This is a genomic window from Marinifilum sp. D714, from assembly GCF_030851345.1.
Taxonomy (GTDB): domain Bacteria; phylum Bacteroidota; class Bacteroidia; order Bacteroidales; family Marinifilaceae; genus Marinifilum.
The window spans coordinates 221,496-243,669 of record NZ_JALPNU010000001.1 but is presented as its reverse complement, the minus strand read 5'-3'; the positions used below and the strand labels follow the sequence as shown (position 1 = coordinate 243,669).

The window sequence follows — 22,174 nt, the reverse complement described above, 5'->3', positions numbered from 1 at the left end:
TGTAGTTTTCTAGATGTGTTCATGTGTTAAAATAAAAAATCACAATATGAAGAGCAGAAGAGAGTTTTTAAAAATCAGCTCCCTGAGTGCAGCAGGCTTAATATTTGGAGGTGGAATATTAGATTCCATTGCCAGTAACCTGGTTGATACTAACAAATCTTTTTTCAAAGGGCCTTATGATTTTACCAGAACTCCTACCTATTGCGAAGTATGCTTTTGGAAGTGTGCAGGATGGGTTTATAAGGATGAGAATGGTAAGATAAAGAAGATCATTGGAAATGATTTAGATCCTAATTGTAACGGACGATTCTGTCCGAGAGGTACTGGTGGAGTAGGTATGTATTACGATGAAGACCGTTTAAAGACACCATTAATTCGTACCGAAGAAAGAGGTAAGCAAACATTTAGAGAGGCCTCTTGGGATGAGGCTTTTGAATACATTGCCTCTAAAATGAAGCAAATCAAAAAGGAGCACGGACCAGAGAGTACAGCTTTATTTACACATGGTTCAGGAGGTAAATACTTCGGAAAACTCTTAAAAGCATTTGGATCAAACAATATTACGGCTCCTTCATATGCTCAGTGTCGTGGACCGAGAGAGGTTGCATTTATTTCAACTTTTGGACAAGGAATTAATTCTCCGGAAAATACAGATATTAGAGATACCAAATGTTTGGTGTTAATAGGTTCACATTTGGGAGAGAATATGCATAATGGTCAGGTACAGGAAATGTCTGATGCCATTGATAAAGGAGCCAATATTATTACTGTTGATCCAAGATTCTCAACAGTTGCAGGAAAATCTAAACATTGGTTGCCAATTAAACCTGCTACTGATAATGCTCTTTTGCTTGCATGGATGAATGTAATCATAAATGAAGGATTATACGACAAAGAATACGTTGAAAAATACACTTTTGGATTTGATCAATTAAAAGATCACGTTCAAAGATATACACCAGAATGGGCCTATGGTGTAACTACCATTAAGCCACAGCAAATTAGAGAAACAGCCAGGGAAATGGCGAATGCAGCTCCTGCTGTAATTGTGCACCCAGGTCGTCATGTAACCTGGTACGGAGATGATACGCAAAGATTACGTGCAGTTGCTATTTTGAATGCATTACTAGGGAGTTGGGGAAGACGTGGTGGATTCTACAATCCTGAAAAGGCTGAAGTGCCACATTATAAATTGCCAGCATTTCCAAAACCAAAGAAAAACTGGCGTGATGCAATGGGAGGTAAATACAATTTGGCGGACTTAGCATTGGCTTCAGGAGTTTGCGATGCATCCATTCCTAGTCCGGATATGGATTATGCCATTAAAGGATGGATTGTAAATGGTACCAACCTAATTAATACCTTACCAGATCAAAAGAAAACGATTCAGGCTATTCAGGAACTGGATTTAATTGCAGTTGTGGATACCATGCCTATGGAAATTACAGGTTATGCCGATGTGGTTTTACCAGAGTGTACTTATTTGGAAAGATATGATGCGCTTAGAATATCACAAGGAAGAGAACCAAGTATTGCCTTAAGAATGCCAGCTGTTGATCCACTTTACAATACCAAGCCTGCATATTGGATGGCTAGAGAATTGGCGAAGAAATTAGATCTTCAGGATTATTTCCCTTTCGAAACCATCGAGGAAGAAATTGACTGGGAATTGAAGCAAGTTGGAACTTCGTTAGAAGAAATGCAACGTGTTGGGGTTAAGAAATTGGAAAGAGAATTCGATGATTTGTACTTTGCTGATGGAGAGGATATTGAATTCAATACTAATACAGGAAAAATCGAGTTGTATTCTACTGCACTTGAGGAAGAAGGATTCGAACCAATGCCGGTTTATTCTCCACATCCAGAACCAGCAGAAGGATTTTATCGACTAATATACGGAAGAGCTCCAATGCACACTTTCAGTAGAACTGCCAATAATCCAAATTTGACTGATTTGATGGATGAGAATACCTGCTGGGTGAATCCAAAAGTTGCCAAAGAATGGGATTTAAGTAGCGGACAGTATGTTTTCCTGGAAAATCAAGATGGAGTTGTTTCTGAGTTTCCAATAAAAGTAAGAGTAACCGAAAGAATAAGATTCGATTCAATATATATGGTACACGGTTTCGGTCATGCCGATAAGAGAATGAAAAGATGCTTTGGTAAAGGAGTTAGCGATACTCAGCTAATTACCAATGTAATGACAGATCCGATTATGGGAGGTACCGGAATGAGAGGAAATTTTGTAACATTTAGAACTGATATTAAAAAATCGGAGGTGTAAGCTATGAGATATGCAATGGCTATTGATACTAAAAAGTGTGTAGGTTGCAGCGACTGTGTAGTAGCTTGCCAAACCGAAAACGATGTGCCAATCGGGTATTGCCGCGATTGGGTGGTTGAGGTAATGGATGGAACTTATCCTCAATTGGAAATGGAGTTGCGCTCAGAACGATGCAATCACTGTGAGAATTCTCCTTGTGTGCGTTGTTGTCCAACGGGTGCAAGTCATTACTCAGAAGGAGGAACTGTCCTTGTAACCAAGAATGAATGTATTGGATGTAGTGCCTGTGTTACTTCCTGTCCTTATGATGCGCGTTTTGTCCACCCGGAAGGATATGTAGACAAGTGTACATTCTGTTTGCATAGGGTGAAAAAAGGAATGCAGCCAGCTTGTGTGGCAGTTTGTCCAACCAAATGTATGTACTTTGGTGATTTGGATGATCCCAGAAGTGAGGTATCACAAATTCTAAAAAAGAGAAAATATAAAACTTTAATTCCTGAGGCTGGTACAAAACCTCATTTGTATTTCCTAATCTAAAACCGTTAAAAAATGAGAGAAGAAATTATTGTAAGTGGGAGGAACAACCCTTTAATCGACCCTCAATTACATGTTTGGCATTGGGAAATACCAACTTACTTGTTTTTGGGAGGTTTGGCTGCTGGTTTAATGTTTTTTGCAGCCCTTTATACCATTCGCAACAAAGAGAACGAATACAAAACCGCTGTTAAAATTGCTCCTATTATTGCACCAATTGCTTTGGTTTTTGGCCTTATTGCTTTGTTTTTAGATTTGCATCACAAATTGTATTTCTGGAGATTGTATACCACCATTCGTTTGGAATCACCAATGTCTTGGGGAGCATGGACTTTAATGGTAGTAACACCATTGTCAATGATTTGGACGGCAATACACATGAAGGACATATTTCCAAAATGGAATTGGAAATTTGAAGTAATCGAAGAATTGATTGAATTTTTCAAGAAGCATAAAAAAACACTTGCGTGGATCATGCTGATTTCTTCGGCGATTTTGGGAATTTATACAGGAATATTATTTTCTGCATTTAATGCTCGTCCTCTTTGGAATACTTCAATACTTGGACCTTTGTTCCTTGCTTCGGGATTATCTGCAGGAGCAGCGCTTGTAATTTGGATGTCGAAAAACCATTCAGAACGTAAGAGATTTGCACAATTGGATCTAATGATTATTGGAATTGAATTGTTCTTGATTATCCATATGTTTATGGGATTCCTGGCAAGTACTCAGGTGCAGATTGATGCTGCCAATTTATTTTTAGGTGGAGAATATACTGCACCATTCTGGATTTTCGTTGTATTCCTGGGAATGATTGTTCCTGCAATTCTTGAAGGAATGGAGTTGAAAGGATTTAAAATTCCGGTTGCAATACCAGTTGTTCTAGTACTTTTCGGAAGTGTTATGCTTCGATTTATTATAGCTTATGCAGGACAGGCTAGCAGATGGCTTTACTAATCTAATTATTGAAAAACTTAAAAACACTATAAAATGAGCGAAGTGAAAAAAACAAAATACTTTAACCCGTATATCGGAGGAGTATTGTTAGGACTTGTGCTTTTGGCGGCAAATTTTGTTTCTGGTCGTGGATTGGGAGCAAGTGGTGCAATTAAAAGTGCAGTGGTATCTACAGTAAATACTGTTGCTCCTAGCCATGCTGAAAATTCAGCATTCTATAAAAACTATAATGAAACTCACGAAAACCCAATGAAATCGTGGTTGGTATTCCAAATGATGGGAGTTTTAGTAGGTGGATTTTTATCGGGAGCTTTTGCAAAACGTTTAAAATTTAAGGTTGAGCGTTCACCAAAAATTACATCTAAAAGAAGAATTATTTTTGCCATTCTTGGTGGGATGTTTTTCGGATTTGGCTCACAGTTGGGGCGTGGATGTACCAGTGGTTCTGCACTGAGCGGAATGGCAGTTTTATCGGTTGGAGGTTTTTTAACCATGGCTTGTATATTCGGAACTGCTTTTGCGTTGGCTTACTTTTTTAGAAAGAATTGGATTTAATTTTAAATGTATAAACAAATAGATATGGCACCTTTAATTGTTAATGAAATAATTTCTCCGGATACCAATTTGTTCATTGCGTTTTTAATTGGAATCGGATTTGGATTTGTGTTGGAAGGAAGTGGTTTTTCTTCAAGTCGTAAATTGGCAGGAATGTTCTATGGTTACGACACAACAGTTTTAAAAGTATTCTTTACTGCTGCAATTACAGCAATGGTAGGAATGTTATTTTTTAGTCTTTTTGGTTGGATGGATTTGGATTTTGTATATATCAATCCAACATATATAACATCGGCAATTGTTGGTGGAGTTGTAATGGGAATTGGTTTCATTATGGGTGGATTTTGCCCGGGAACAGCTTTTTGTGCAATCTCAATTGGCAAATTGGATGCTTTGGCATTTATTGGAGGATTAACTTTGGGTATTGTTTTCTTTACTGAAGGATATCCATTATTTGAAGAGATGTACAAAGCCAATTATCTTGGTACTCCAACAATGAATGAATTGCTTGATATTCCACGAGGTGTATTTGCTCTTGGGCTTATTCTGATGGCATTTGCCATGTTTTGGGTTGGAGAATGGGCAGAAAAGAAATTCCCACGTGAAGAGTACTAGATGTTAACAAAAAAATATCACTGAAATGAAAATGAGATTAATATTAGCTTCTATATTTATTCCTTTAGGGATAATTATTGCAGCGATACCCGAAAACACAACAAAGCCTTTTAAATTAACGGCAGAAGAATTACTTGATGAAGTGAAGGATGGAACACAATTCGTTAGTACTGATGAGATAGCGGATATGTTGGTTCTAAAAGACCCGAGTCTTCAGCTTATCGACGTTCGTAGCCAGGCAGAGTTTGAAAAATACAGCTTGCCAGGAGCAATTAATATTCCTTTAACCCAGATTCTTTCTGATGAATATGAAGAGTATATCGATCAGGGAGTGAAGATGAATGTTTTTTATTCTAATGGAAATCTAAAGGCAAATGAAGCTTGGATGTTGGCAAGACAACTGGGGTACGAAAATAATTTTGTAATGCAAGGAGGATTAAACTATTGGGCAGAAACCATTTTAAATCCCCAGGCACCAAAATCTGTTATGGCGGATGATGAAATTGCAAAATATGACTTTAGAAAAGGAGCAAGTGCTGCCTTGGGTGGTGGTAATGCTTTGATAACGAATACCAATACCGTGAAAAAACCAAAGCCTACTATTAAAAAGCGCAAAAAGAAAAAGCGTGCTGCAGGAGGTTGTTAGAGTAACAATTAATATAAAAAGAAGCCTTTTCGATGAATTTCGAAAAGGTTTTTTTATGACCGTTGTGAAATGAATAGATAAAAATCGGATGTATCGATGATAAATCTCTATCTGATTTAGTAATTATGTAAGTGATTGATAATCTGCTTATTTACATTGAATAAAAATTAAGGAAATCTTTAAAAATTATTGAAATTAAACTATTGAAATCTAGATAGTTAAAAATATGGTAGGTTTGATATGTAGATATATGATATACAACATATATAGATGTGGAAAGAGTTGGTATTTTGTTTTCAAATCCTAATTATCAAACTAATTCATTACAGAAGATGAAAAAAACTTTAAAAATTATTTTTGCGGCATTCATCGTATTTGCAGGAATGTTGGCATCTAACCAGGTGATGGCAACCGACGGTTATTTTAGTTGTGGGTACGGTACTCAAAGTAAAGGTATGGGTGGTGTTGGTATCGCATGGTATAAAAACTCTTTAATCAATGGAAACCCAGCAGGTTTGGTTTCTTTAGGAAAGCAATACTCTATTAGTGTTGGATTGTTTAATCCGAATAGAGAATATACTGTTACAGGTAATCCTTCTATGATGCCTGGTACTTTTGGTTTGCTTCCAGGAACTGTTAAAAGTGATAGCAAGATGTTTGTTATTCCTTCAATAGGAGCAAACTGGATGTTAAATGATAGAAGTAGTTTCTCTATCGCTTTATTTGGAAATGGTGGAATGAACACGGATTATCCACCTACAACTTTCCCAGATGGAAGTAAGATGGGAACTTTTGGTAGTAATGGGGATACTGGAGTGAATCTAATGCAGATGTTTCTTGGAGTATCTTATTCAAGAAATATTGCTAAAAACCATAGTTTTGGTATAACAGGTTTAATTGCATACCAAATGTTTGAAGCTAAAGGTTTGGGAGCTTTTGCACCATTTTCAAGTGCTCCTGATAAGTTAACTGATAATGGTATGGATAAAGCAACTGGTTTTGGATTCAAACTTGGTTATATGGGTAAATTGGCCAAAGGTCTAACTCTTGGAGCTAGTTATCAGACCATGTTATATATGAGCGAATTTGATGATTATGCAGGATTGTTTGCTGAGCAAGGTGACTTCAATATTCCTTCAACTTGGACGGTTGGTTTGGCTTATGAAATTAATGAAGACTGGGCTGTAATGGCAGATTTCAAGAGAATTAATTATACTGACGTTGCTTCTGTTTCAAATCGTATGGATCCAATGGCATTGCCTCCTGCATTTTTGAACCCAGGTGGAAATCCTAATAATCCAGCAGATTATACTCCAAATCCAAATCATGTACCACTTGGAGCGGATAATGGAGCTGGTTTTGGTTGGGAAGATATCAACATATTGAAATTTGGTATGGAATATTCGGGTATTAAAGACTGGACATTACGCGCAGGATATTCTCATACCGAACAACCAATTCAAAGCTCAGAAGTATTGTTTAATATTCTTGCCCCTGGTGTGATTGAAGATCATGTTTCGTTTGGATTTAGTAAGAATATTGGAGACTCTGGAAAAGCAGTACATGTAGCATTCTGTTATGCATTACCAGCATCAGTTAAAGGATATAATCCAATGGATTATGAGTTTGATACTAATACAGGGATGCCAATCGGTCATAATCAAATCATCGAGTTAGATATGAATCAGTTGGAGATCGATATCGCATTTACATTCTAATAAAATAACAAAACTTATAAAGGGAGGATTCATTTTTGAAATCCTCCCTTTTTTTATGCTTTCTTGGTAAAAGTTCGCTTGTATAAAGCACTCATAATTTCTTTAAAAGAATCAGGTTCGAAACCAAGTTTCCTGTTTTCCATGCTGATTTCATATACCAATTTCATATGTTGTATTATCACTTTATATGCTTTTAATAAAGGAAAATCAGGATCATAGATATGTGCTGGTTCTGAATTGGTACCATTTAATTCAATGATTTTGATATTTTTTCCTTCGTATAAATCTTCCAGGCTATTTACTTTCATATCAAAACGTCCGTAATAATATCCATTTAAAGGTTGTGATATTTCTCGGAAAACGGATACCAATTTTTCATTTATTAGATTATTTCCATCTAAAAATTTAGTTCCTCTGTTGTGATTTCCAATGGGTTCGAGTTTGTAGCTAATGCCAGCGGGAATTATTTGATTCCATTTAGAGTTGTATTTATTTTTTAAGTAGGATATTCTGCTCGAAGCCCTGATATTTGCCTTAACCAATTCCGAAAATTTTAATTTTCCATTACCTGTGATCGTTAGAAATTCTTTTCTTACAATGGATGTGATTCCATCTTTTTTGGAAATGGGAAAACGATGATAGAATATGCCCAATTCAATAGGGAAATCAATAAATTCCTGAAAAAGAATGTATTCATGTTTGTCTTTTAAAAAAGAAAGAAGGTCAAATTCTGAATCTATTTTTTCAACTCCAACACCTCTTTCTCCAACATTCGGTTTGCAAACAATGGGAAAATCCATATCATGATTCACCATGAGTTGTTTTACTTTAGATAATTCAATGTCAGAATGAGCTACAAACCCTTTTGGAATATATTGTTTGTCAATATTACTTAGAATGTTCATTTTATCCATGCCAAATGCTCCTCCAAACTTCATTGCAGGGTTGGCTGGTGTGAAATAAGCGAACGCTCTTGCTTTAAAAGCAAGGTAAATCCCATAAAAAAACATGGGGATATAGAAAAACCAGAATGGCCAAAATTCGAAATGAAACCACTTAGAAATTATGAATGGGATTTTTATTTTTCTACTCATAGTTTTTCTCAATAAAAATTAAAATCATGTTTCAAGGTAGTAATTTCTGTTTTTAATAAAAGTTGATTTGAATAAAATGATATAAGTATTGGTTAAAATTACTGAAGGCTATGATATATATTGACAATTTGATATCTTGTACTTATAACCATTTGTACCATATCTATGCAGAATCATATTTTTATAGCTAATAGAGAAATTTTAAGTCAACTTATCCATTTGTGTGAGAATATAACTCCTTTGCAATATTGTGAGAAATTAAGCCTTTTGTCTGAAAATACGATAGGCAAGCATATGCGCCATATTATTGAATTTTATGACATTTTAATTGAAGCTTATGAAAAGAATAAACCAATAAGCTATGACAATAGAGTGCATTGCTCCAAAACTGAAACCAGTTTAGAGATGGCTTCTCAAAGGTTAAGAAAAGCTCTTAATTGGGTGGAAAGTGAATTACCCACAAAGGATTTAATGTTGGTTGTTAGTTACGATAGTGGAGAAAAAAATAGTATTTCAATTTCGTCAAGTTTAGAACGAGAATTGGTATACAATATTGAACATGCAATTCATCATATGGCAATTATTCGTATTGCGATTGAAAAAGAGTATCCAGATATCAAATTGCATAAAAATTTTGGGATAGCATACTCAACAATCAGGTATAGAGACGATTTATGTGCACATTAACATACATACCAATAGATAATAAGAGTTTCATTTTTACCACAAATAGAGATGAAGATCCTAATAGAATAGCCTTACCGCCAAGTAAGTTTATAAATAATAATGTTGAAAACTTGTATCCAAAAGATCCTGAGGGAAATGGAACCTGGATGTTGTGTAATAATTATTTCAGTGTTTGTTTATTAAATGGTGCTTTTATAAAGCATAAACATGAACCTCCCTACAAAAAGAGTAGGGGGCTTGTTGTTCTGGAGTATGAAAAATTTCTAAACACAATAGATTTTGTCTTGAGTTTTGATTTTATAGGTATTGAACCATTTACAATGGTTGTTATAAGGTATGAAGCCGAAGTTTCATTAGAGGAAATTAGATGGGATGGTAGCTCTGTACATTATAAACAACTTGATCCGGAAAGAGCTGAAATCTGGTCCTCCTCAACTTTGTATGATGAAGCAGCAAAAAAAATGAGAAAAGCCTGGTTTTCAGATTGGAAAGTTATGGGTGATTTATCGTACTCTAAAGTACTTGATTTTCATAAAAATGCTGGCTGTGACGATTTGTTTAATGGGTTGGTCATGAATAGAAAAGAACTAGTTAAAACCACCAGCATTACCCAGATAATACATGACAAATTTGGAGTTAGGATGAGGTATGAAGATCTTCGATCTGAAGAAGTGACAGAAAAATATCTGACAAAAGAAAAGAGTCTCGATTGAGACTCTTTTTTTGAATTAGAAATAAAATAACAAGTAGATTTAATTATTTTCCAGGACATTGAGAAACGATATCCTGTGGAATATTTTGTTTTCCATATGATTTATCGAAATCACATGAGAATTTTTTAGCCAATTTTTCAGCTGTTTTTTTGTAATCTTCTTTGTTTTCCCATGTATTAATAGGATTTAAGATTTCAGTTGGAACATTTTCACAAACAGCAGGAATATTTACATGGAACAATTTGTCTTCAGTATATTCTACATCATTTAATTTTCCATTTAAAGCTGCATCTACCATTGCTCTTGTATACTTTAACTTGATGCGAGAACCAGTTCCGTATGAACCACCGCTCCAGCCAGTGTTAATTAAGAAAACATTGGTATTGTGTTTTTCCATTTTTTCACCTAGCATCTCAGCATAGATATTTGGATTGCAAGGCATAAATGGTTGTCCAAAGAAACGTGAGAAAGTTGCTTGTGGTTCAGTTACTCCGGTTTCAGTACCAGCTAATTTCGATGTATATCCCATAAGGAACCAAAGCATAGCCTGCTCTTTAGTCAGTTTTGAGATTGGAGGCAATACACCGTATGCATCAGCTGTAAGGAATAAAATTGTATTTGGATTCCCCGAAGTTGAACTTTCCTTAATGTTTTTTAAGAAACGAAGTGGATAACTTGCTCTCGAGTTTGGAGTAAATCGATCATCAAAGAAATCTAACTCTCCGTTTGGATAAATCATTGCATTTTCAATAATTGCACCATGCTTGGTGTAATCATCTTCATGCATAACAGCATCATAAATTTCAGGCTCGTTTTCAGGCTGGATGTCAATCATTTTAGCGTAACAGCCATTTTCAAAATTGAAAATACCATCATTACTCCATCCGTGCTCATCATCTCCTAAAAGAGCTCTGTTAGGATCAGCCGATAAGGTGGTTTTACCAGTTCCAGAAAGACCTAAAAGAAGGGCAGAGTCGCCATTTTTGCCTTCATTTGCCGAACAGTGCAAAGGAAGTACACCTTTAAATGGCAAATAGTAATTCATTACTGTGAACATCAATTTTTTCATTGCACCCATGTAAGAAGAGCCAATTACGATTCCAATTTTCTGATCGAAATCAACAACTACACAAATGTCAGAAGTTTCTCCATTAGGAAGTTCTCTTACCAGACCTTTGTAACGATCTTTATTCAATTTGTTGTTTGGTAAAGCGATCAAATGAAATTCATCATTTGCAAAAATCGATTTGTCAAGATCATTAGGAACTGGTCTAAACATGTTGTCAATAAAAACTTGACTTAAACTCTTATCAGTAATCGTTTTTACTGGTAATGCATATTTTGAATCTGCACCAATTACTCTATCTGTAGTATAAACTGTTTCTTTCTCATCAATCATCTTTAAAGCGTCTTCAAAAACCATCGAAAACGTTTGCGGATCCATAGCAATATTATTGGCTGATGACCAGTCTATATTTAATTCACTTTCAGGATTTCTTACAATATAAGTATCCTTAGGACTTCTTCCTGTAGAATGCGCAGGTGTCCATGTTGCAAGTGAGCCGTTATTTGTTAAAACAGCTTCTTTATTTTCTACTGCTTGAGTAATTAGAGATTCTCTTGAAAGATTCTCTTGAATGTTAGAATGCTTTTTTAATGATTCTTGTAATTCTGCAATCATATTAACTTCAATAGCGTTCATGTGACATTTAATATTTGGTTTGGAGCTTCAAAAGTATGACTATATATGCATAAATCCTACTATGTACATATTTTTTTGTAATTTTTAATGTATTATTTCTCAGTAAGTTTTACTACTTTTACCGTGGGGAAAATTGATCTAGGGACGTTGAAAACGCTTCTTTTTTTCAATTTTCCCTTCTTTTTTTGTTTAAAATAATTCCATCTTTTCTTTGAAATACAAACGTTTGCGTAAAAATGAATAGTTCTAAATAATTACAAATTATGATCAAGTAGGGAATGCGTTTGAGAGATAGATAAGCAGGAAGATTTCTAACTAAAAGTTATAAAAAAACCTCCAAAGCAACAGCCTTGGAGGTGTAAAAAGTGACATTTATTTCAAAATTCCATTATAAAATGGAAAAAAATATTCAATTAGTCTTTAGATCTTGGATGAAAATTTTTGATTGTTTCTTTCAAATATTCTCTATCCAAATGAGTGTAAATTTCAGTTGTTAAAATTGACTCGTGACCTAACATTTCTTGTACAGCTCTTAAATCAGCACCACCTTCTACCAGGTGAGATGCAAAAGAGTGACGGAAAGTATGAGGAGAAACATTTTTCTTCAAACCAACTTTCTTAGATAAGTTCTTAATAATGGTAAAAATCATTACACGTGATAACTTACGACCTCTTCTGTTCAAGAACAAGATATCTTCACTATCCTTATCGATATTTAATTTACCGCGATAGTTTTTAAGATACAATTTAATTTCTTTTTTAGCTTTCTTTCCAATTGGAATTAAACGCTCCTTGTTTCCTTTTCCATGAATTTTAATAAATCCCATACGGAAGTGAAGATTAGAAACTCTTAAATCGATTAGTTCTGATACTCTTAATCCACAAGAATATAAAGTTTCAAGAATTGCACGGTTTCTTTGTCCTTCTGACTTGTTCATGTCAACAGCTTTTACCAAAACGTCAATTTCGTCTGTAGTTAAAGTGTCAGGAAGTTTGCGACCAATTTTTGGAGCTTCCAATAAAGCAGTTGGATTTTTTTCGATAATTTCTTCCAATAATAAATACTTGAAGAAAGCTTTAATACCAGAAATTACACGTGCTTGTGTGCGAGGGCTAGTACCTGCATCATTAATCCAAGCCACAAAATCCTTCAAATGTTGAAGTACTACTTCTTCAGGAGTTACCTCGATATTCTTTTCTCTAAAGAAAGTAGTTAACTTTGTAATGTCATTAATGTAAGCATCTACCGAGTTCTTAGAGAGAGACTTCTCTAAAGTGAGGTAGGTCTTAAAATTTTCAATTGTTGTTGTCCATTTCATTTTTATCCAGTTTTTAGTATGTAGTTATAGTTGTAAATAATTTGCTTTATAATTTGTAGTTTTACTCAATCGTTTAAATATACGAAATGTTTATGATAATTCCTGTGTGCAATTTAAAAAAATATTACGTAAGCTGACAAATTTTTCATATACTATTTATGTTTAACCTTAATTTTTTTTGATAAGATGAATTTTTTGATAATAAATGGACCCAATCTAAATCTACTTGGAGTACGCGAAAAATCTATATATGGAGAGGTTTCGTTTGAAACTTATTTTGAGGAGTTAAAGAAGATGTACGGAAAAATTCAACTTGAATATTATCAATCTAATATAGAAGGAGAATTGATAAATGAAATACATCGCGTTGGTTTTGATTATGACGGTATTATTCTAAATGCCGGTGCTTATACTCATACATCTGTAGCTCTTGGAGATGCGATTGCTGCTGTGAATACGCCTGTTATAGAGGTGCATATCTCAAATGTACACAAACGAGAATCTTTCCGGAGTAAAACAATGATTGGAAAGGATTGTATTGGCACAATTGCAGGATTTGGATTGGATTCTTATCGTTTGGCTATAGAAGCTCTTTTATCTCATTTGGATTAAAGTTAATTTTTTTGTGATAAAAGTTTTTTTTACATCGTTTGCAATTTATGCTATAAAATATAAGCCTATAAGCTTGTAGTAATATTGACTATCTTTGTATTGCCAAAACTAATAATGAAAGAGTTTTTCTATGAAGAAGCATACGAAAATTATTGCAACGATTTCTGACAAGAGGTGCGATGTTGAATTTCTTACTCAGCTTTTTGATGAAGGTATGAATGTTGTAAGACTTAATACTGCACATCAAACACATGCTGATGCGCAAAAAGTAATTGATAATGTAAGAGCTGTATCAGACAGAATAGCATTGCTTGTGGATACAAAAGGTCCTGAAATCAGAACGGTAGATGTTGAAGATGATTTATTCCTTAATAGTGGTGATAGGATAAAAATTAAAGGGAAAAAAGAAGATGAAGAGGTGGATGACTGCCTGTTGGTTAGCTACGAGGATTTTGTAAATGATGTAGAAGTAGGCAAAAAGATCTTAATTGATGATGGGGAGCTGGAATTATTAGTTGTAGAGAAGCATGATGACTTCCTGCTTGTAGAGGCTAAAAACGAAGGTCCAATCAAAAATCGTAAGAGTGTAAACGTACCGGGAGTTTCTATCAAACTACCTTCCCTTACTCAAAAAGATAGAACTTTTATCGATTTTGCTATTGAGCAAGATATTGATTTTATTGCACATTCTTTTGTTAGAAATAAAGAGGATGTTCTTGAAATTCAAAGAATCTTGGATAAATATGATTCCAAAGTAAAAATTATTGCAAAAATAGAAAATCAGGAAGGTGTTGATAATATTGACGAAATTCTTGATCATGCATATGGTGTAATGGTTGCAAGAGGTGATTTGGCGATTGAAATTCCGGCGCAAAAATTGCCTGTAATTCAAAGAAAAATCATTAGAAAATGTATGGAGCGTAAAAAGCCTGTGATTATTGCAACACAGATGCTTCATTCGATGATTAAAAATCCTAGACCAACACGTGCAGAGGTTAGTGATATTGCAAATGCAATATATAATAGAACTGATGCAATCATGTTAAGTGGAGAGACTGCTTATGGTGATTACCCAGTTGAGTCGGTTCGAACTATGAAAGAGGTTGCCATTGAGGTGGAGAAAGAATTATTTCCTGATACAAGAAAGAACTTTGTTCCAAGTAATCAGGAGTTAACAGCAATCTTAGCTCGTTCTGCAGTAAAATCATCGCAACTGCTTCCTGTAAAAGCAATTGTTACCGATACTTTGACCGGAAGAACAGGTCGTTATCTATCAGCCTATAGAGGAACTTCTCCAGTTTATGCATTGTGTTACTCTAAGAGAGTTATGCGCGAATTGGCTCTTTCTTATGGTGTTGAAGCAGGCTATAGAAAACTATTGGCCAGCAGAGATGAGTACGTGAAGCAATCGATGTATACCTTAATGGAAAAGAAATACTTTACAGGTAATGATATGGTGATAATCATTGGGGGAAGTTTTGGTCCATCCAAGGGAGTTTCTTTTATGGAAATCAGTAAAGTAGATCAGTTGACACACAAAGTGTAACTAGATAATATAGAAGCAAAAAAAATGCGAATCATTCCGATTCGCATTTTTTTTAATATCTCAAATATATCAGAACCAGTGCTATTCCAATTCCAATTCCCGATATGGAAAGATTAAAACTTTTTCTGTCGGTTTTGAATACTGCAATCGTTAAGGAAGAAATCAACAATCCAGCCAATATAATTATTAGGTAGGCTGCCAATACTCCCAGGCTGTATCCTGAAAGGTGAATGAATTTTAAGTTGCTGCCGAATGATTTTAGGTAGTGTAAGCTAATACTAGTGCCAACTACCAATCCTATTAATGCGAAAAAATTGTATCGAATGGCATTTGCCGATAAGTTGTTTGAAATCATATGATGAATTCCTACAGCCAATAATGAAATTGCTGTTGCCAAGCGAATGGTTGAATAGGAGAAATGCGTGATTTTAAAGCATGCTAACAAAAATCCTACAATAGACCCAATACCAAGGGCGAGGAAAAGTGAAAACAAATTTTTCCATTCTTTTAATTGAAAAACAATGCCGAAAAGCAATAGAATTAAAAAATGATCAAAAAGAGAAAATGAGATTAGGTATGAAAAAGCGGATTCGAATCCGTATAAAAATTGTTGCATATTGTTCTTAAATTATTTCCATTTAATAATCGACCTGCAATTTTCTACATTGCTTTTGTTGTTTCGAATCACAAAGTGAGATTCGCAATCGTTATTATTACTGAAATTGTTGTAAATGCTTAATTGTTCGTTGTACTTGGCTTCGTGCAGAAAGTTAATTTCCAATTCGTCAATCAAACCAGAGCTTAATTTTTCAATAGGGCAAGAATCTATAATCCATTTGATGTATTTCACATTATTAACATGCTGGTTAATGTCAATATCACTGAAATGTACATCAATAGTTAAGTTTGGATTTTCATCAACATTAGTATTTAATTTTTGCAAAGATGTTTCAAATACCTTTTCAGCATTTTCATATTTCGCACCATCGATAATGGAGTGGGGGCGAGTTGGTCTTTTGGTCTTGATATTAATGATTAACCACGATGAAGTGGCAAGGATAATGGTATTACCTTCTTTATCTAAAATTCTAAAGTCTCTGTTCCCAAACAAACCTTCAATTCCGGTAGGCCAGGTTTCAACAGTAATCTCATCTGTCCATTTTGGATAATCAATCACTTTTACTTTCAGTCGGGTTAAAACCCACGATAAATCTTGTTGCATTAATTTATCGATTCCCCAATTTAAGGCATTGGCATGCATACCAGCAATTTCCTGCAGGTAATTGCATATGGATGTCAGTTTTGCTCTTCCATTAAAATCAGTATCGAAAGAGCCAATCCTGAATGTTTTTGTAAATTTTGTTTGATTAATTTCTAAAGTATCCATTAAATCAACTTGAATTTTAATTTTTTAACGATATAGATTGATCGTATGAATAATAAGGCCACAATTGGTAAAATCTCATTTGGCAATGATTGTGGAATGATAGACCATGCGGCCAAAACAATTAGCAATAGGACCGAGCTTGCAAAGAAGAAAAAGTAGGATACTTTATTTCTTATGCCTAGCAAGATGTTTGCCACAGGAAAATAAAATGGCAGGGCCCAAATAATGTTCCAGTTTGGTCCGGTTGCCTGATGATCGGAAAAAAACCAAAGAAAAATAATTATCCAACCCACTAAACCTGTTGTTCCGAATAAAACATGATCGATTATAAAATAATTGCGCTTGCTTTTTAATGTGCGAATGCTTATCCATAAAATGATTAATGAGAGTACCCCGAATATAAAACCGGGACGCTTGTACCATTCTGTCATCTTGTAATCCAAAGCTGGTTTTAATACTTCCTTGGTATGGCTAACAAGCGGAACTCTTTCACCATTATTTAATACAGTAGCTTCAGTAAAGGCAAACATCATATTATCAGGCAAAAACATATGTTGGTATGGAGTTGCTTCAACATCACAGGGAGAGCCTAAAATGATATGAATGCCCAGATAAATCCATCGGCTTCGCTCCATAAAGTGATCTAGTAAATTCCAGAAACTTTTAGGCTCCTCAGTATTTTCTTTATAGATGATTTTTCCATCTACATTGTCCTCGATAATATCTCGTATTCGAGTTGAACAATTGTCAAACAAGAAATCGTAATGATAATACCTGTTTTCTGGCTTGTAGTTTTCTACTACTGCAGCGAATAGCTTTCTTTTTGTATCAAGGTCTAAATTCAACTTTTGTTCAGTTACTCCTTGACCAGATCTCATATATTCAGGCAAAAAATCGTGATAAGATTCATATGCTAATCGATACATTAATTTTCCTTTAATAAACTTCGTGTAGAAGTTTGGGGTGTTAAAATTGAATGTACCATAATTAAAAACCAGGTCGATTTTGTTTATGGGGTCATGAAATCGTAGTGCCGAGTGTCCCCAATGTCGGTAAATATCTTCACCTGGCGAACAGGTTAACAAACTTACCTCAGACTGTTCGGAAAGTTGCTTAGCGTGGGTATTTGATAATGATAGGATGCCAATAACAAATAGGCATATAAAGAATTTGAATCTTTTCATAAGGATAAATATTTATCTGATCGAAGATAGACAAAATACCAGTATTTTGTATGTGTTGATCTTATAAAACGTTCATATTTCAGATATATTGAAGGAAATGATAGAATTAATGAAAAAGGTAATTTCTCTCTTTTAATTTACTTGCTTTTGAAATAGGAAAAGCTACTTAGGGCCAAAATTTTATTCCATTTCCCTCTGCAATTGGTCTGCTTATTCAAATAATGCTTTTTGAAGTGTACAATTCTACTTTTTTAATTAGGTCTTTTTTCGGTTTAAAATTCAGGCATTTTTTTATTGCAGAAAAAAATCCCCTGTGAAAACAGAGGATTGTAATATAAATTTTAGAATGATCTTATCTCATATCGTTAACATCCACATCAGGATTTGCAGCAGTGTCGAATATAAAATCCTTATCGGTTAATGTAACATTAGGAGTAAGTTTCTTAAGAACAATGCTTACATCGTTTCCATCTTTACCAACTGATTTTAGAGCACTGATTTGGCTTGTAGCCTGATCAATTTTTAGTCGAATGTGAGTAAAACCACGTTCTTTATCAGTAGGAAACAAATCGATTACATGAAGTTTCTTCCCGTTTTCAATAACTTCGTTTACATATTTATAAGTAAAACCATTTTCGTAGATAGAAAAAATCTTAGCAGGGTTTAATGCTTCATCTTCGTCTTCATCTGGTTCTTTAATACTTACTTCTTCGGCATCAATAATGTGAACATATTGTGTTTTACCATCGAAATATGTATCGGTACCCATTAAATTTAGCTTGTATTTGTTTTCTTTTAAAAGAATACTTCCATCTGAGATTTCGTGAATATCCTCTTCTTCGTTGTCCATTGAAAAGGTAAATTCTGCCTTAATACTTTTGTGTTCTTTATTTATAGCTGATACTTTGTCTAGAATCGCTTTTGCTTTAGCATCTTGTGCTGATACATTTAGACTGATAAGTCCAAATAAGAGGAAACAAAAAAAGTTTTTCATTTGTTCTGATTTTATAATTTGTTCAATTTTTAATTCAATTATTGTGCCAGACCTAATTTGCTATGTTATTTAAAAGTTGTTCCAGCGAATATTCATCTTGAATAAGTACCTGGCGAGCTTTACTTCCTTCAAAAGGGCCTACAATTCCGGCAGCTTCCAACTGATCTACAATTCTACCAGCACGGTTGTATCCAATTGAGAATCGGCGTTGAATTCCAGAGGTTGAGCCTTGTTGTGAAGTTACCACCAAGCGAGCCGCTTCTTCGAATAGAGCATCACGCTTTTGCAAATCTATTTCCCCAGCACCACTTTCCGAGGATTCTCCAACATATTCAGGCAACATCAGTGCAGAAGGGTAGGATTGCTGCTCCATAATATAATCTGTAATTGCTTCTACTTCTGGCGTATCCACAAAGGCACATTGTACACGCACCAAATCGCTACTGGTTGATATCAGCATATCACCTCGCCCAATTAACTGATTGGCACCAGGGCTATCCAGAATGGTTCTCGAGTCGATCATCGAAGCTACTTTAAATGCAATTCGGGCAGGGAAGTTTGCCTTAATTACACCGGTAATGATATTTGTTGAAGGTCTTTGTGTTGCAATAATCATGTGAATACCAATTGCACGAGCCAACTGGGCAATTCTTGCAATTGGAGCTTCAACCTCTTTACCAGCAGTCATGATTAAATCGGCAAACTCATCAATTATTACCACAATATATGGCAAGTACCTGTGTCCGTTTTCCGGATTTAATTTGCGTTTTACAAATTTGGTATTGTATTCTTTAATATTTCTTGCATGAGCTTTTTTCAGCAAATCGTAACGAGAATCCATTTCGATACACAAGGAATTCAATGTAGCAATTACCTTATTGATATCTGTAATGATGGGTTCTTCTTCTTCGGGAAGTTTTGCCAAGAAGTGTTTCTCTATGGTTGAATAAATACTTAACTCTACCTTTTTGGGGTCAATCAAAACAAATTTCAGTTGCGATGGATGCTTTTTATACAAAAGAGATGTAATAATGGCATTCAATCCAACCGATTTACCTTGACCTGTAGCACCAGCCACCAAAAGGTGAGGCATTTTTGCCAAATCAAGTGTATAAGTTTCGTTGGAAATGGTTCGTCCCATGGCAACAGGAAGTGCATGTTTCGATTCTTGGAATTTCTTCGATGCAATAATTCCTTTCATTGAAACTACCTCGGGATTTTGGTTTGGTACCTCAATGCCAATTGTACCTTTTCCAGGGATTGGTGCAATAATACGAATACCAAGAGCCGATAGACTTAAGGCAATATCATCTTCCAGGTTTTTAATCTTTGAAATTCGAACTCCTGGTGCGGGAACAATTTCATAAAGAGTAACCGTAGGTCCAATGGTTGCTTTAATTTGAACAATTTCAATTTTATAATGACGAAGAGTTTCAACAATCTTATTCTTATTGCTTTCCAATTCCTCTTTGCTCACCGCCGAATTGTTTATTTGATGATCTTCCAATAAGTCAATTGTTGGGAACTTATACCTTGATAAATCCAAGGTTGGATCGAAATCCTCTAATGGTTCTTGATTAATTGGAACTGTTTCTTCCTGTTCTCTAACAGTTTCAATTTTTAACTCTACATTATCTTCACTTTTAGCTTCCTTTTTTACAGGTTCTTCTATTGCTTCGATAGGAGTTTCTGGTTCTTCTGTTAAAAGAATTTCAGATTCGAAATTAGGAGTTTCGAGCTCTATTTCTTCAATGGCTTCTGGTTGCTCTTTAATTTCTTCATCTACCTCTTCTTCTAAAACTTCATCTTCAGACATAGTATCTGCAGCTTTTTCTTTTTTCTTTACCAATCCTTTAAAGAAGCCAACAGTATTTTGAAATCCGAATGTCAATAGGCAAAGGAGACTTAATATTAATAGGAATAAAGTTCCTACATTACCAATAGTAGAAACTAACCATTCACTTATGAAAAAACCATGAATACCACCTAAAAACAGGAATGAATCGCTAGTTGAATCCACAAAAACAAAAGCCATTCCTATTGATAGCCAAATGCTAAATAGTAAAGTGTAAAGAATACTTTTTCTGATGGATTGGATCTTTAATCCCCAAGAGCGAAGCGATAGAACCACCATTACATATAGAAAAGAAAATGATGCAATTCCAAACCCTTTGTTGATGAATAAATTTGAAAGGTAAGCTCCGGTTTTACCTGTCCAGTTTTCTACTCTTATTTCTGAATCAGCAATTAATTCGAGCCATTTGATATCCAGCTTGCTTTGATCTGCGCCTCCTGTAAAAAAGAAAGACACAAATGCCAAACAGGTGTATATGGTAAAAAGCGAAAGAGTAACTCCCAAGATAAAACGAGTTCTTTCGTCATTTAAAAATTTGGGTTTTGAGAATATCTTTCTTCGGGATTTAGATTTTGATTTCTTTTTTGTAGCCATTCAGTTATTTTTCAGTGTGTTGCTGATGTCACGCTGTTGCGAAATTTATGTAAAAGTAATAAAAATGACTTGGAAATCCACAGTTTTGCCAGAGTACAAAAGATTAATTTTTGCCTAATATCTTTAACTAGTTGAAACCTAAAATATATTTCTTCAAAGTTGCCTTATCAGAAAGAACGTAGTCTGAAGGAACTGTAAATTCATCTGGAGCTATTTTTTCTAAGCTTACACTTTTAGCCGTAAATTTTGTTCTTATTTTATTCATTGTAGTTTCAAACTCCATAAGAACACCTTCAATTTCATTTAATGGTGTGTTTCTGTTTGGATTTGCAAGACCAATCTCTTCTGTATACGCAACCTTAATAGGATTTATTGTCTCATCTTCGAAAAAAAGTTTGGCAACTTTACATTTGTATCCCGCTATTATTTTACTTTCATCTAAGTATTTTATTTTTCTCGGAGATAGTTGGTTGTAGATAAAAGCAACCTCTTCTTTTGGGAATGCATAGTTGAACTTGTTGTTCAGTACTTTAAGAAGAATGTGACTTTTATCACACTCGAAATTCGAAATAAACTTTGTGCTGAAAAAACCAAGGTATCCTTCAGAAGTTAAACTGATGTTGTTTTCTTTGAACCTTAATTCTACCTTGTTAGGAAGAAGTGCTACAATAGGATTTTCTTTCTCCGATGCGTAATAACTAACATCGTAAACAATAAGTCCTTCGTCGGCTTTGGTCTTATTTCCTGATTTATTATCACAAGAATTTAAGATGATTGCAAATAAAAAAAGGAAAATGGGCAGCCTCATAAAAATCGAGTTAGTTGGTATAATTGTCCGATAAAATGGTTTTTTAAATCTCCCTAAATGTATAAATAAATGTTAAAACTAATCTTCTTTCTCAAAGAATCTAAAGTTTCTACGATTAATTTAGTTTTTGGTTTTAAAATATGTTGATAAGGTGAATGAAATCGATTTGGAGATATATTTCTAAAATATAAACATAACAGGGGTGTTTAGTTTGGTTTGCGCAAACGAGTGATATGAAGTTTTCAGTTTGCTTTGAATTTCATTATTTTACAAGAAAATCTACTAAACAGTAAAAACGCAATCTCTGTAATGTGTTGAAAAACAGGGTGTGAAAAAGTTTTTAAAAAAATGCAAAATTTCTTGTTTTGTA

The 22,174-nt window shown here is 34.5% G+C and carries 20 protein-coding genes; 11 read left to right on the top strand and 9 right to left on the bottom strand.

Annotation, left to right across the window (positions count from 1 at the left end):
* Positions 1 to 46 precede the first annotated feature (46 nt).
* From M0051_RS00955 to M0051_RS00925, 7 genes are all read left to right on the top strand, one after another.
* Positions 47 to 2,284: a molybdopterin-dependent oxidoreductase gene (locus M0051_RS00955; RefSeq protein WP_306739676.1), complete on the top strand. Its 2,238-nt coding sequence runs from the start codon at positions 47 to 49 to the stop codon at positions 2,282 to 2,284.
* A gap of 3 nt (positions 2,285 to 2,287) precedes the next feature.
* On the top strand, positions 2,288 to 2,821 hold the full coding sequence (locus M0051_RS00950; protein ID WP_306739675.1) for a 4Fe-4S dicluster domain-containing protein: 534 nt from the start codon (positions 2,288 to 2,290) through the stop codon (positions 2,819 to 2,821).
* 12 nt (positions 2,822 to 2,833) lie between these two features.
* On the top strand, positions 2,834 to 3,775 hold the full coding sequence (gene nrfD / locus M0051_RS00945) for an NrfD/PsrC family molybdoenzyme membrane anchor subunit (protein WP_306739674.1): 942 nt from the start codon (positions 2,834 to 2,836) through the stop codon (positions 3,773 to 3,775).
* 33 nt (positions 3,776 to 3,808) lie between these two features.
* Positions 3,809 to 4,330, top strand: coding sequence for a YeeE/YedE thiosulfate transporter family protein (locus tag M0051_RS00940; protein WP_306739673.1), 522 nt, complete (start codon positions 3,809 to 3,811; stop codon positions 4,328 to 4,330).
* A 24-nt stretch (positions 4,331 to 4,354) separates the two neighbouring features.
* Positions 4,355 to 4,945, top strand: coding sequence for a YeeE/YedE thiosulfate transporter family protein (locus M0051_RS00935; protein ID WP_306739672.1), 591 nt, complete (start codon positions 4,355 to 4,357; stop codon positions 4,943 to 4,945).
* A 25-nt stretch (positions 4,946 to 4,970) separates the two neighbouring features.
* A complete protein-coding gene (locus M0051_RS00930) occupies positions 4,971 to 5,591 on the top strand; it encodes a rhodanese-like domain-containing protein (protein ID WP_306739671.1) in 621 nt (206 codons plus the stop codon).
* A gap of 332 nt (positions 5,592 to 5,923) precedes the next feature.
* On the top strand, positions 5,924 to 7,309 hold the full coding sequence (locus tag M0051_RS00925) for an OmpP1/FadL family transporter (protein WP_306739670.1): 1,386 nt from the start codon (positions 5,924 to 5,926) through the stop codon (positions 7,307 to 7,309).
* A gap of 53 nt (positions 7,310 to 7,362) precedes the next feature.
* Here the strand turns inward: M0051_RS00925 and M0051_RS00920 are convergent, their stop codons facing one another.
* On the bottom strand, positions 7,363 to 8,403 hold the full coding sequence (locus M0051_RS00920) for a hypothetical protein (RefSeq protein WP_306739669.1): 1,041 nt from the start codon (positions 8,401 to 8,403) through the stop codon (positions 7,363 to 7,365).
* Between the two features lie 165 nt (positions 8,404 to 8,568).
* Here M0051_RS00920 and M0051_RS00915 point away from each other — a divergent pair, with 165 nt between their 5' ends.
* Positions 8,569 to 9,090: a DinB family protein gene (locus M0051_RS00915; RefSeq protein ID WP_306739668.1), complete on the top strand. Its 522-nt coding sequence runs from the start codon at positions 8,569 to 8,571 to the stop codon at positions 9,088 to 9,090.
* Positions 9,078 to 9,803: an NRDE family protein gene (locus M0051_RS00910; protein WP_306739666.1), complete on the top strand. Its 726-nt coding sequence runs from the start codon at positions 9,078 to 9,080 to the stop codon at positions 9,801 to 9,803. The genes M0051_RS00915 and M0051_RS00910 overlap by 13 nt, the downstream gene beginning before the upstream one ends.
* A 43-nt stretch (positions 9,804 to 9,846) precedes the next feature.
* Here M0051_RS00910 and M0051_RS00905 read toward each other — a convergent pair whose 3' ends face one another.
* The gene (locus M0051_RS00905; protein ID WP_306739665.1) at positions 9,847 to 11,505 is read right to left on the bottom strand and encodes a phosphoenolpyruvate carboxykinase (ATP); all 1,659 of its coding nucleotides are present in this window, start codon (positions 11,503 to 11,505) and stop codon (positions 9,847 to 9,849) included.
* A 413-nt stretch (positions 11,506 to 11,918) separates the two neighbouring features.
* Positions 11,919 to 12,824, bottom strand: a complete 906-nt coding sequence (gene xerD, locus M0051_RS00900) for a site-specific tyrosine recombinase XerD (RefSeq protein ID WP_054717346.1) — start codon at positions 12,822 to 12,824, stop codon at positions 11,919 to 11,921.
* A 186-nt stretch (positions 12,825 to 13,010) separates the two neighbouring features.
* Between xerD and aroQ the strand changes: the two genes are divergently transcribed.
* Together aroQ and pyk are read left to right on the top strand one after the other, a co-directional pair.
* Complete coding sequence (gene aroQ / locus M0051_RS00895; RefSeq protein WP_306739664.1) at positions 13,011 to 13,436, top strand: type II 3-dehydroquinate dehydratase; 426 nt, start codon at positions 13,011 to 13,013, stop codon at positions 13,434 to 13,436.
* A gap of 130 nt (positions 13,437 to 13,566) precedes the next feature.
* Positions 13,567 to 14,982 carry a pyruvate kinase gene (pyk, locus tag M0051_RS00890; protein ID WP_306739663.1) on the top strand — a complete coding sequence of 472 codons (1,416 nt, stop codon included), beginning with the start codon at positions 13,567 to 13,569 and terminating at the stop codon, positions 14,980 to 14,982.
* Positions 14,983 to 15,034: 52 nt separating this feature from the next.
* Here the strand turns inward: pyk and M0051_RS00885 are convergent, their stop codons facing one another.
* The 6 genes from M0051_RS00885 to M0051_RS00860 all read right to left on the bottom strand — a co-directional run bounded on the left by M0051_RS00885 (position 15,035) and on the right by M0051_RS00860 (position 21,804).
* A complete protein-coding gene (locus tag M0051_RS00885) occupies positions 15,035 to 15,598 on the bottom strand; it encodes a HupE/UreJ family protein (RefSeq protein WP_306739662.1) in 564 nt (187 codons plus the stop codon).
* A 12-nt stretch (positions 15,599 to 15,610) separates the two neighbouring features.
* Positions 15,611 to 16,369, bottom strand: a complete 759-nt coding sequence (locus tag M0051_RS00880) for an acyl-[acyl-carrier-protein] thioesterase (protein WP_306739661.1) — start codon at positions 16,367 to 16,369, stop codon at positions 15,611 to 15,613.
* Complete coding sequence (locus M0051_RS00875; RefSeq protein WP_306739660.1) at positions 16,369 to 17,553, bottom strand: DUF4105 domain-containing protein; 1,185 nt, start codon at positions 17,551 to 17,553, stop codon at positions 16,369 to 16,371. The genes M0051_RS00880 and M0051_RS00875 overlap by 1 nt, the downstream gene beginning before the upstream one ends.
* A gap of 352 nt (positions 17,554 to 17,905) precedes the next feature.
* Complete coding sequence (locus tag M0051_RS00870) at positions 17,906 to 18,547, bottom strand: outer membrane lipoprotein carrier protein LolA (RefSeq protein WP_306739659.1); 642 nt, start codon at positions 18,545 to 18,547, stop codon at positions 17,906 to 17,908.
* 52 nt (positions 18,548 to 18,599) lie between these two features.
* Entirely contained in the window at positions 18,600 to 20,996 is a 2,397-nt protein-coding gene (locus tag M0051_RS00865; RefSeq protein ID WP_306739658.1) for a DNA translocase FtsK, read from the bottom strand.
* A gap of 127 nt (positions 20,997 to 21,123) precedes the next feature.
* The gene (locus M0051_RS00860) at positions 21,124 to 21,804 is read right to left on the bottom strand and encodes a hypothetical protein (RefSeq protein WP_306739657.1); all 681 of its coding nucleotides are present in this window, start codon (positions 21,802 to 21,804) and stop codon (positions 21,124 to 21,126) included.
* Positions 21,805 to 22,174: the final 370 nt, after the last annotated feature.